Consider the following 11,964-nt stretch of genomic DNA (forward strand, 5'->3'; position numbering starts at 1 on the left):
ATCGCTGTGTAGTTCGGATGCTTCTTCGGCACGTCTGTAAATTCTTTTGCGGATGCCTGTCCTGTGCTTATGAACACAATTGATATGATGAAAAGAAATGTAGTACACAGAAAAGTTTGCAGTAGTGTTTTCAAGACTTCACTCCTCGTATATTAATATGTAATTGTTTAACTTCTGTAGAAAGTACTTGCACATTAAGCTTTCAAGATATTTCTATGCATATATGCTTTACACTGTTTTTTATTCTTCAGACTCGCCCAAATCCTCCAAGTCCTTCGGATAGTTCACTGTACCAATTCTTTCTCCTGTAGCCTCATTCACTGAATGTATAGTAACATCAAGCTGTTCAGAATTTACTCCATCAAACAGTTGATAAAACATACCTGCCATACCAAGACCCAGAACAGCGAATCCGTCGAAACTGTTTTCAATTGCTTCCTGATCAACAACCATTGAAAATTCTTTAAAGTTCTTGTCGTAAGTAATATCTTTGATCGAAGAAAAGTCGTCATTACTTACCAATTCATCCGTGTATTCAACTAAATTATTTTTCATCTTCGACATTAATTCTTTGTGCTTTGCTTTAGACATTTTGTACGTAATGGTGTCATCTGGATTCACGGTGGCACTTTTCATGCCACTTTCTTTCGCCTTTGTTGCCACCTCATTAAGATCATCGTCTGGAAAGAAGGATGATGGAATAGTTACTTCTACATCTACCAAACCTTTGTCTACCGCAACTGCTCTACTTGTTTCTTCTGACCGTTCTGACTTAGTACCTTTATCACTTTGCTCTGGATTAACTTTTTTGCTATCATTCTCTTCACTTGATGTACAGCCAGCTATTAGAGCTAGCATTAGCAACATTGCTGTAGCTACATTCTTTTTCATTTATCCCAACCCCTGTTTAAAAATCATTAGTGCCATTTATACGCCTTTACCTTCACTTCAGTGACCTTCTCTTTAATAACCCAACTCAAATTAGGAAGGACATCTCAAAACCTGCTATGTTTTTTTCGATTCAGACTAACTTGTAGATTTTTTCTAAGACACCCACTAATTCCATTTGCAACTATAAAGAGCAAAAACCTAACGGCAATCATCAACTATTTTTTATTCATATTTAGAAATTAATAAGATTGAAATAAAAATTTCATGTATGTCTATCGCTTAGGTACCCAACATAGGGCCAAGTTTATTTACAGAATAAAACACATTTCATTCTCTTAATTCTCACGGCTGAAGATTGACATCAAACATAAACGGCTCAATAGAGTGTTCGTAATTTTCGCTAGAGCCTTCCGCATAAACTTGAATTTCGCTTATTTCCTCGCCCAATGGAGGATATAATACCACTCCTGATGTGGAAGTTCCCGGCAGGATATCACTTTGTGGCTCTTTTAGGTCAGATTCGTAATCGTCTTCGGTTTCAAGTTGTTTTCCACCAGCAACTAACTTAGAGTTGAAGCTGTAAAAACTGATTTTCTCACTTGAGTTGTTTTTAATCGTGAAGAATATTCGTGTCTGCTTTTCTGAAAGCTCTATCTTTTCTACCGTCATTTCATAGCCGTGCTGTTCTTTTGTTTCATTGACTTCTATAGTCCGCAACGTCGGCGCCATAGCGTCTGTATAGCTTATAACTTCCAATTCAGTTGCTTCAATCATCGGCATCGTGAGCTCTGCTCCCATCATGTTTTCGCCTTTGAATTGATCTCTTACTACGCCTGTTATTTTCACATAGTCTTCATCGGATACTGAGAGAGACGCATCAGGATAGAATACTACGGTATTTTGCTCATAATTTTCCGGTTTTGCGTATACTTGCAAGTAAATGCCATCGTCATCTTTTTCAGGCACATTCATCACTTTTCCTATATAGTTTACTCCGTAGTTTTTGTAATTCTTTGGATTGGAATACATCTTATCAAAATCTTCGGCTGCCAACATTTTTCCCTTTTCTTCCGCAGAGCTTTCTTCACCTGATTGTGCCGTATCACTCTTCTCTTCCTTCACTTCGTCATTTCCGCATCCAGCCAATAATAAGATCGCTAGAGCACTTCCTACATAGAATCTTTTCTTAAACATTTATATCTCCTCCATATTTCAAGTTATTTATTAATCAGCAATACTAAAAGAACCACTACCTTCTCATTAATCATGATTGAACATAGTTTTTCGCAAAAGATGCGCGCGATTGTCTAAAGCCTCTATCCTACGAATAAACGCAGTACAACAATTGTTTTTATTATTCTATTTAATTCACTACCTTTTGTTTAAACTGTGTATTTAGGAATTACAGGTGTTATCTTTAAATATTGCTGTGTGCATATTCTGCATGTAGACAACGTACAGACGTCATATTGCGAAAAAAGTTTCAAGATATATATTGCCATCGTACTACTCAAATCCTTATCTACTCTATATCTTCATTTTACATGAATCGGCTTATTATACTAGTCTATTACTACTAGTTAACAAATTAATGCTAATTTTCTTTAAATAAATCTGCAATTTGATAATAAACGTCATTATTATGCATTTGACAGTAAAAATGACCTAGCTTTGATTTAGCATGTGTGAAGTACACCGTTAATAGAGAGGAAGCCAAGATTTCAATGAAGGTTATAGCAATCTTATTCATAATCATAGGTGTTAGCGAATTGTTGTTATCTACTATGATATTTGGGGATACCGGAATAGTAGTTGCCTTGGGTTCGGTCAGTGCTCTTCTGTTTGGAATAGGTTTTACACTTGTAGATAAAAGTTTAAAATATTTTAAATAGTAGGTGTCTACTGCATGCCTAATGATAAAATTACATTAGAGAAGTGTGAAGTTCTAAACGCTTGGCGTTTTCTTAGTTTCGAGGCCTGGTACCACAAATCAAGCAACGGTATATTTAACGCTTTCAGGAGCATTACCGGCACCTCCCCCCCTTGTCACGGCTTCATTCGGCTTAAACGTGCCGTCTGGATAACTGTCGATATTAATATTCTTGTAAAGAAACATAATATCATTGCCACCACCCAGACCGTGTTTAGTGTCTTAGAATGATGAATCGTATGGATATGGCGGATATTAACTTTCCACAAACGCAAAAGAATTCAGTAAAAATGACTGTACTATCGTTAGCAAAGACATGTATATTTTTCTCGTGACTTAACGCCTCTTTTCATTTTTTTGTATAGATGAATATTCTGAAAAGACTTCAGTTTTTTTAAAGAAATGTGTAACGGCTTGAAATTTGTCCCTTCATAATAATTTCAAGATTATATTAATAAACGTGATTGGCTAAACATTCATGTTTGTTTCTTATACAAGCACTTTAACAATTTTAGATGTTTCCCGTTCACCAGCCGCTAATGCGTTATAGGACAACAAACTCACTTCAAATGTATAAAAAAATCTAGATGAAGGCTATTAACAGCTTTCATCTAGATCTTTGTTTTTTATAAAAGTATTGGGTCTAGGCACAACGCTGAAAAGTGTCGGGATCTAGTACCTGTAACTTTAGAATGTCGGTATCCCGCTGGCACTTCCATCATTCTCAATATTCGTAATAACCGCTGTCTGAGCGCACGTCGACTGTATGGCGACCGTCATTTGTCTGAACAGTGAATCGATATTTTTTGTACGTATACATTTCACCGCTCTTTCCATCTCGATCTCTTGCCTCTGACTGGGAGATGAACTGAATGGAGACAGGTTTTTGATAAGAATAATCATAACGCAAAATCTGCTCCGCTTCATCCTTCGTTAGCTCAAAATTCCGCTTACCAATCCGGGTATACTTCAAATCATGTATTTTCCATTTACCGCTTTCCTTTTTAAACATATAATCCACGAATAATCCGCCAGATACCGGTCCGTCCGAATCCAGCAAAATCGTGTGAATAGCCAGTGTGTCCTTGCTTGGCTGTGAATAATGCAGGCGGAACGACAACTCTGACATATAGTACGGGAAGAAAGAGTTATCGCATGCGAAACAAACATATGGATAATCGGGCTTCATTTGAACGTCTGTGAACCTTGCCGTTGCATAAGGTAGTAGCTGAGAACGAATTTCACTGAACTTTTTCTTCGCTAGCATTCCTCTGATCATGACACCTTCTACTTCAGCCGGTGTGCGGTGTAAAAGATTCAGCACTTGCTCTTTGCTCACTGTTCCTGTTTCCACAGGTGTGACGCCCACTTTTAACGCACGACTCAAAAACTCCGCGTAATGTGCACGGGTTACCGGGCGGTTCGGATAAAAATGATCTTGATCGCCTTTTGCTACGCCATTCGCCAGCAGTGCATTGCCATGCACAAAGCCCCAATGATCTTGATATAAGTCATGGAAGCCACCAGGCCGCTCATTAAAACGAAAACGGAATGCCAAATCTAAAATTTTCGCCATCTGAATCCTTGTTACCGGTGCATTCGGATTAAATTTCTGATTTAATCCCCCACTTACGATACCCGCCTGTGTCAAATTCATGATGGGCTGATAGTACGGGTGACTCAGTGGCACATCTTTATAGATCAGCTTTTTACTTGCTTTGGGTAGCTTCAGTGCCTGATCGAGCAATGCCGCTACATGCTTTCGGCTAATTGGCTCATTCGGCCGGAATTTGCCGTCCGGATAGCCGCTAATAAATCCTTTCTTCTCCATCTCTTGGATCGCTGTGTAGTTCGGATGCTTCTTCGGCACGTCTGTAAATTCTTTTGCGGATGCCTGTCCTGTGTTCATGAAGGTAATGGATAAGATGAACAGTAATGCAGTATACAGAACGGTTCGTAGTAATTTACTCATGTCTTCACTCCTTGTATGTTAGTAATAAATGCTCTTTCGGATAATTTGCTCGTGACTGTGATGCACTGATTTCACATCCATACAGTGTCAATTCGGTGCTGTAAAATCTTCAATTCATGATTTCGTTGAGGTCTAGAGTCTTCATCTTTATCCTTTTGTGCTATCTCTAGTAACCAAGTCTTCCATCTCAACAGTGTACTAGTAGAAATCGAGGTAGCAAATTGAAAATGCGTTACATCATTCAATCTCCTCCTTTATATAGTACTATAGTACAGGGTTACTAGAATCAATTCAATATCCAAATAGAATGTATATTTAGAAAACTAGTCGAACCCTAAAAAATTGTATCTATTATATAAGTCACCAGTAGACACCCCCGCGCACCCGCTCCCAACAAAAAGTCCCTTTCATTCCACAATCCCACTCAAAAACACCACTCAACTCGCATAAAAGAAGAAAAATAAGGACAAGATGAATAAAACAGCAAAGAATCATCAAAAATCATGCATAACTTTTCAACATACCAAACAGTAAAAGAGGTAGTGTATGGGCTTTTTTAAAAAGAAAACTAATACGAAAGAACAATCCACTTCCCCTAGCCAAACGAAGGAAACCAGTTCACCAAACGATTTAAAGACGAGTCTTCAAGACAATATACAATTCGTAAAAGATAGCTTGGGCGAAAGCTCGGATATTGTCATTCGAGAAATCCGAATTGGTCAAGGCGGATCGGTGAAAGCGGGTATTTTCTATACTGATGGATTGACCGATACACCTTCATTGCAAAATTTCATAATGGAATCATTGATGTTAGATATAAAAGGTACCGGATTAGAAAAGAAGTTGACACCAGGGCATAATATTTTAACCGCCTTAAAAGACTTTGCTATGACGGTTGGAGAGATTAAAGATCTAACCAATTTTGACGATCTTTTTACTTCTCTTTTATCAGGCGATACGATTTTATTGATCGAGGGATATTCTGAAGGTCTGGTGATCGGTAATAAGCACTGGGTTGAGCGTGGGATAGAAGAACCTGCGTCTCAGACAGTAATTAGAGGACCACGCGAAGGGTTTTCCGAAAATCTGCGTGTGAATACGGCATTAATTCGTCGGAAAATTAAAGATCCGAACCTTTGGATGGAGTCAAAGGTGATTGGTACACGCACGAAAACGAATGTTTCCCTCATGTATATTCACGGTGTTGCAAATGACAAAATTGTGAATGAAGTCCGTTTACGATTGGATCGCATAGATATTGATGGAATTCTTGAAAGTGGGAATATCGAGGGATTCATTGAAGATTCAACGTATTCCCCTTTTCCTACTGTTTTCAATACAGAACGACCCGATATTGTAGCCGCGGCACTTCTTGAAGGACGTATAGCCATTTTAGTAGATGGCACACCATTTGTGCTGATTGTTCCGGCACTATTCGTTCAATTTTTTCAATCTCCTGAAGATTACTACGTGCATACGGGTATTGGGAGTCTAATTCGACTCCTTCGCTATTTCTCATTCGTAATTGCGTTGCTTGCACCCGCATTATTTATTGCCATCACGACTTTTCATCAAGTCATGTTACCACCTGCATTGCTCATTAGCCTGACAGCCCAACGAGAAGGTGTGCCATTTCCAGCATTTGTTGAAGCCATCATTATGGAAGTCACTTTTGAAATATTAAGGGAAGCAGGCATACGAATGCCCCGCTCTATCGGTACAGCTATGTCGATTGTAGGCGCATTTGTAATTGGGACCGCAGCGGTTGAAGCCGGCATTATTTCTGCCGCGATGGTAATCGTCGTTTCCATAACCGCCATATCTAGTTTCGTCTCACCTACTTACAACATGGCGATTTCGGTACGCATACTACGTTTTGTATTTATGGGGTTGGCTGCATCGTTTGGTTTATACGGCCTTGCGATAGGTTTAGTCGCTATGATTCTCCACTTATGCAGTTTACGTTCATTTGGTATACCTTATATGGCACCATTCGCTCCATTTAATGTTTCCGATCAAAAAGATACGTTGATTGTTGTACCTATATGGAAAATGTTTACTAGGCCTCGCCTAATCAATCAAACCAATGTGGTTAGGCAACAAGATCCAGCTTCTGCAAAACCGCTACCACCAAAAAACGAGGAAACGAGGGAGTAAATAATGAAAAAAGGCCTATTGGTACTCTTGATTCTCACCCTGTTTCTCTCGGGTTGTTGGGATCGAAGAGAGTTAAATGAGCTCGGCATCGCAATGGCATTGGGAATCGACAAGTCAGAAGGCAAATACTTAGTCAGCGCTCAAGTGGTCGTACCTTCAGAGGTATCTATGAAAACAAATAGTCAGGGGCGTTCAGCAGTCACACTCTTTCAAGCAAGTGGAGAATCGATATATGAGGCTTTTCGAAAAATGACAAAGAATTCTCCTCGAAAAATTTATCCCGGACACCTTCTTATACTGGTCATCAGTGAGGATCTAGCCAAAGAAGGAATAGCAGAATCATTAGATTTACTTTCAAGGGATTGGGAGCTTCGACCGGACTTCTATGTAGTAGTTGCGAAGAATACTACTGCTTCTGAAGTATTGAATGTGAATACACCAATAGAAAGTATTCCAGCCACTAAAATGTATAAGTCTCTTCAAGTATCAGAAAGAAACTGGGCGGGAACAAAAGGTATTATATTAGATGAGCTAATAAAAGATCTTGTAACTGACGGGAAGGAAGCTGTTTTAACGGGAATTGAAGTAATAGGAGACAAAGAAATAGGTTCAAGCAAACAGAATGTGGAAACGATCACTTCGACCGCCGAAATAAAATATGATCATATAGCTGTCTTTAAAGGAGATCGGCTTGTCGGCTGGTTAAATGAAGAGGAAAGCAGAGGATACGCTGACATCACCAACTCCGTAAAATCAACCGTAACAGCTATTTCTTGTCCCAAGAAGGGGAAAATCACTTTAAATATTCTCGACTACAATTCCAAATTCACAGGTGCTATCAACAAAGGAGAACCTGAGGTGAATATTAAAATTCAAGCAGAAGGCGATTTAGGAGAAGTTCAATGTCCAATTGACCTTACGAAACCCGAGACCATTGACGAGTTAGAGAAAGTTTATGAGAAAGAATTGGATGCAATTATTCATCGGACAGTAGAAACAGTACAAAGTCAATATCATTCAGATATTTTCGGCTTTGGTGAAGCCATTTCTCGATCCAATCCGAAAGAGTGGGAAAAGATGAAAGATCATTGGGATGAAAAGTTTTCTGAAGTAACCGTCAATACACAGATTGATCTAAAAATTCTTCAGACCGGTACAGTAAATAATTCCTTCTTAGAAAAGATAAAGGACTAACTCATCATGCTAAAAAGTATAGGAATACTTTTGATAGCAGCTGCCATTGCATGGTTTGAAGTACCTTCTCTCTTGGATAAAAAACACAAAAAAGAATTGCTTGTGTTTTCCATTCTTCTTACGATAGGAGTAGTGCTAGGCATGGTACTTGGATTCGGAAAAACTCTTCCATCCCCAATGGACTTACTCACTTTTTTGTTTACACTGCTTACTGACCTAATCGCTCCTTTTCTATAGTAAATAATCACGCGGAGAGAAAGGTAGGACATAAAATGATAGAAAATGTTAAAATTAATCCGTACCAATTTCTAGTGTTGGTTATTTTCTTTACAATAGGTACAGGCATTTTAATTGTCCCATCCGTTTTAGCTGCCGAAGTGAAGCAAGACGCATGGATTGCCGCAATAATTGGTACGGGAATCGGCTTATTGGTCATATGGCTATTCACGACTATAGCCCTTTGGTTCCCTCACTTGACCTATATTCAAATCAATGAAAAGATTTTTGGTAAATGGATAGGGAAAGCGGTTTCCGTATTATTTGTATCCATGGCAGCACTTTACACGTCTAGCCTTTTGTATTATTCCGCGACATTTATCACAACCAATATGTTGCTCACTACTCCCATGGTAGCCCTTAATATTCTCATGATGGGAATCATCGTGATGGCAGTCCGGCTCGGATTGGAAACGATCGCTCGTTCTGCAGAAATTTTCATTGTCCTTTTCTTTGTCCTTTTCTTCATTTTAGTGGTGTGTATTTCACCTCAAATCAAATTTGAAAATTTACAGCCCGTATTTACGGAAGGGTCCATAACGCTCGTTCAATCCAGTATATATTTTGTCACTTCTTCTTCTTTCAATGCGATTGTGTTATTAATGATTTTCCCCGCCCTTATGAACAAAATGAAACAAGCTAGAAAGTCTTTTTTCATTGGAAATTTAATAGGCGGAATCATGATCATCATCCTTTCATTTTTGAGCATTTCCGTATTAGGGGCTGAGGATACCGCGAGAGAGGTTTACCCAGGCTATGAATTGGCCAAACGAATCAATATTGGAGATTTTGTACAGCGTATTGAAGGATTAATGGGTTTCCTTTGGTTCATCGCCCTCTATTTTAAGACGGTACTTTATTTTTACGCTACCGTTTTAGGGATCGCACAAATTTTACATTTGAAAGACTACCGCCCCTTGACCTTGCCGTTAGGAATGATTGCTGTAATCGTCTCCCTTGTGATCTATCCGAACGTCGTCTACCAAAAAGAAATACAACAATCGACTGAAGTATACTTTTCCCTCTTCATTGGACTGTTCTTGCCTCTTTTACTAGTTATCGTCTATGCTTTTCGAAAGAATACGTTAAAAAAGAGTCCTGAACCTGAAAGCCCTTAAATTGAATTTACTTAGTCCTTGGCAATACATTATGTACTGATCCAGCTCATCTTCTCCTTTGCAGATAGCTGGATCAACATTTCTTGGGAAATACAGAACATACACCACTTGCCATGGGCGCATTAAACCACTCCCGAACCGTTTACTACCATCGCTTTTCATTCATCCACGCCATATCCACGATGTTCATATCTACCTTTTTCTCGCTTCTGACACACGATGCACCAACCGCTTCCCTGCTTCTACATGCCCGACATACACCGGAAACTGCACCATGCGCTTTCGATACTCATACAAACTTTCTTCTCTTCCCGATTCCACAAATGTTAATAAATTCGGCATCAACCGATCAGCGTGCATAACTTTCACACCGGTCTCACGAAACGTTTCGCTATGTAATCGATACGCGTCTGCCTCTTTCTTGCCAAGGTAAAATGCATACCAATTTGGTTGTGCACTTTTCACCACAAAGAGCTTGATTTCACCAATGCGTAACGTATTCTGTTTCATCGACTGCTGGATGGCTTCCTGGTCGAACTCGATCTCTTTTAGTTTCGCGCAATCTTCGTCCATTCGGATTTTATGATTCGTGATCGCCCAGAAAATGCTGTGGGCGGTTAATGACATGTCGGTATCTACTGCGTAATCAAATAATTCTTCAACTGTAATCATACGTACACTCTCCTTTTTTGATGCAAAATATGTAGAACGGTTTAGGACATTGAAGCGAGTCGGCCGTTGTCTTTGTTGTAGTAGACAGTGAAGCCACCGACTGGACCGTTACGGTGCTTGGCGACCGTAATTTCGAGATGATTTTGGAGTTCCGATTCTTGATTGTAGTAATCGTCTCTGTACAGGAAGCACACGACATCGGCGTCTTGTTCAATATTGCCGGAGTCTCGTAGGTCGCTCATCATCGGTTGTTTGTCTTGTCGTTGTTCGACCGCTCTCGAAAGCTGAGACAGGACGACAACGGGGCAGTTAAATTCTTTTGCCATCGCTTTTAAATCTGCGCTAATTTGGCCAATTGCCTGGTTTTGGTTAGTCGTTCTTTCTTCCGGTCGGATGATTTGCAAGTAATCAATGAAAATAATCGGTCGCTTGTCCGGTTGTGCTTTAATGACTCTGCGAGCAGTTGCTTTTATTTGACTCACTTTTATTCCGCTTCTGTCGTCGATACGGATTTTAGCGCTTTGCAAATGATCGAGTGCTTTCATCCAGGTATTCTTTTGTGTGTCATCAAAATGTTTATATGGATCACGCATCTTTAATCGACTGTATCCACCCGCTGTAGAGATCAGACGGTCGGTCATCGTGTTACGGCTCATTTCGAGAGAAAAGACGATCGGTACATGATCGTTTAATCCGGCAGTTAGCGCTAGATGATTGAGTGTATCCGTCTTTCCCATGGAAGGTCTAGCGGCGATGACAATGAATTCACTGTCTTGGAATCCGTTCAACAAATAATCCATCGGCCGTAAGCCTGTGCTAATTCCTGTCACGTCCGGTCCTTGGATGAATGGGCGTTCGTACTGACTCACGAGATAATCGTCAAGTAACAATAATTCCTCTGATCTATGATCGGTATCTACCTCTTCTAACGCTTTGACAATATCACCGTTCTCCCATTGTTCGTTCTGTGCCGACTGTAGGATTCTCGCTGTCTCAAGTTTCTTCCACTTGGAAATGAGGATGTCTACATACTCGTCAAAGCGTTCGGGATTGGCAAAGCGACGTAGTTCCGATACGTAATTGGCCCCACCAAGTTCTGCCGGCTCACGTGTCGTCAGCAATGTGATGAAGTCAATTGGGCGTCCGTTGTTAGCTAATTCTTTCATAGTAAGATAAATATTTTTGTGCAGCTGTGTCTCAAAGAATGCGGTTTGAATCCCGCTGTCCAGAACCAAATAATTTTCCTCCATCATTGTACCGAGAAGACTTTTTTCCATTAGTTCACTATTCATACGTGTTCATCTCCTTTAGTGAAATCCAGCACTGGCAGAGCGAGCATACGCTTTTTCGGCTTCTGTACAGCAGCTAGTTCATTGACATAGTTTTCGAAGTTGGTTGCGCTAAATAACGTCGATGGCCGCAAGAAGCGGCTGAATTCAGTATGGTTGATCCACTCGGATACTTTGAGATCGATGACTTTCATGAAGTCCTCTTGTGTATAACCTTCTTTCACTCTGCCAGTGATGAGCTTCTTGGTTGCTGTAGACTGGGCTTTGAATTGCTTTCCGGTTTTCTCATTCAGATAATTAATGACAACACGTGCGACGTCGAGATTCATCTCGACATGGTCTTTATTCTTTATTTTTAAAGATTCTTTAAGTTCTTTAGTTATTGGCTTGCCCAATTCCGCCACGTGGACTTGCTCAACTTCGACAGGTGCACGTGGCGGTTCTGAGCAAGTGACTTGCCCATGT

At 40.0% G+C, this 11,964-nt stretch carries 10 protein-coding genes; 3 read left to right on the top strand and 7 right to left on the bottom strand.

Annotated features, from left to right (window positions below):
* Positions 1-240: 240 nt before the first annotated feature.
* From CSV60_RS15375 to CSV60_RS15390, 4 genes are all read right to left on the bottom strand, one after another.
* On the bottom strand, positions 241-891 hold the full coding sequence (locus CSV60_RS15375; protein WP_099637581.1) for a hypothetical protein: 651 nt from the start codon (positions 889-891) through the stop codon (positions 241-243).
* 342 nt (positions 892-1,233) lie between these two features.
* A complete protein-coding gene (locus tag CSV60_RS15380; RefSeq protein ID WP_099637582.1) occupies positions 1,234-2,085 on the bottom strand; it encodes a DUF4352 domain-containing protein in 852 nt (283 codons plus the stop codon).
* Between the two features lie 796 nt (positions 2,086-2,881).
* A complete protein-coding gene (locus CSV60_RS15800) occupies positions 2,882-3,007 on the bottom strand; it encodes an S-layer homology domain-containing protein (RefSeq protein ID WP_143565353.1) in 126 nt (41 codons plus the stop codon).
* A gap of 538 nt (positions 3,008-3,545) precedes the next feature.
* Positions 3,546-4,793 carry an S-layer homology domain-containing protein gene (locus CSV60_RS15390; RefSeq protein ID WP_099637584.1) on the bottom strand — a complete coding sequence of 416 codons (1,248 nt, stop codon included), beginning with the start codon at positions 4,791-4,793 and terminating at the stop codon, positions 3,546-3,548.
* A 546-nt stretch (positions 4,794-5,339) separates the two neighbouring features.
* On the opposite strand from CSV60_RS15390, the gene CSV60_RS15395 reads away from it, so the two are divergent.
* The 3 genes from CSV60_RS15395 (at position 5,340) to CSV60_RS15410 (ending at position 9,538) form a co-directional block, all read left to right on the top strand.
* Complete coding sequence (locus CSV60_RS15395; protein ID WP_099637585.1) at positions 5,340-6,950, top strand: spore germination protein; 1,611 nt, start codon at positions 5,340-5,342, stop codon at positions 6,948-6,950.
* 3 nt (positions 6,951-6,953) lie between these two features.
* Entirely contained in the window at positions 6,954-8,144 is a 1,191-nt protein-coding gene (locus tag CSV60_RS15400) for a Ger(x)C family spore germination protein (protein ID WP_099637586.1), read from the top strand.
* 272 nt (positions 8,145-8,416) lie between these two features.
* The gene (locus tag CSV60_RS15410) at positions 8,417-9,538 is read left to right on the top strand and encodes a GerAB/ArcD/ProY family transporter (protein ID WP_099637588.1); all 1,122 of its coding nucleotides are present in this window, start codon (positions 8,417-8,419) and stop codon (positions 9,536-9,538) included.
* A 192-nt stretch (positions 9,539-9,730) separates the two neighbouring features.
* Here the strand turns inward: CSV60_RS15410 and CSV60_RS15415 are convergent, their stop codons facing one another.
* The 3 genes from CSV60_RS15415 to CSV60_RS15425 all read right to left on the bottom strand — a co-directional run.
* A complete protein-coding gene (locus CSV60_RS15415; protein ID WP_099637589.1) occupies positions 9,731-10,210 on the bottom strand; it encodes a hypothetical protein in 480 nt (159 codons plus the stop codon).
* 41 nt (positions 10,211-10,251) lie between these two features.
* Positions 10,252-11,502 carry a replicative DNA helicase gene (locus CSV60_RS15420; RefSeq protein WP_099637590.1) on the bottom strand — a complete coding sequence of 417 codons (1,251 nt, stop codon included), beginning with the start codon at positions 11,500-11,502 and terminating at the stop codon, positions 10,252-10,254.
* Positions 11,499-11,964, bottom strand: a 466-nt coding sequence (locus CSV60_RS15425) for a conserved phage C-terminal domain-containing protein (protein WP_199175300.1), incomplete at its 5' end; no start/stop codon positions are given. The genes CSV60_RS15425 and CSV60_RS15420, both read right to left, overlap by 4 nt.

This window comes from Sporosarcina sp. P7, assembly GCF_002743425.1.
Classification (GTDB): Bacteria; Bacillota; Bacilli; order Bacillales_A; family Planococcaceae; genus Sporosarcina.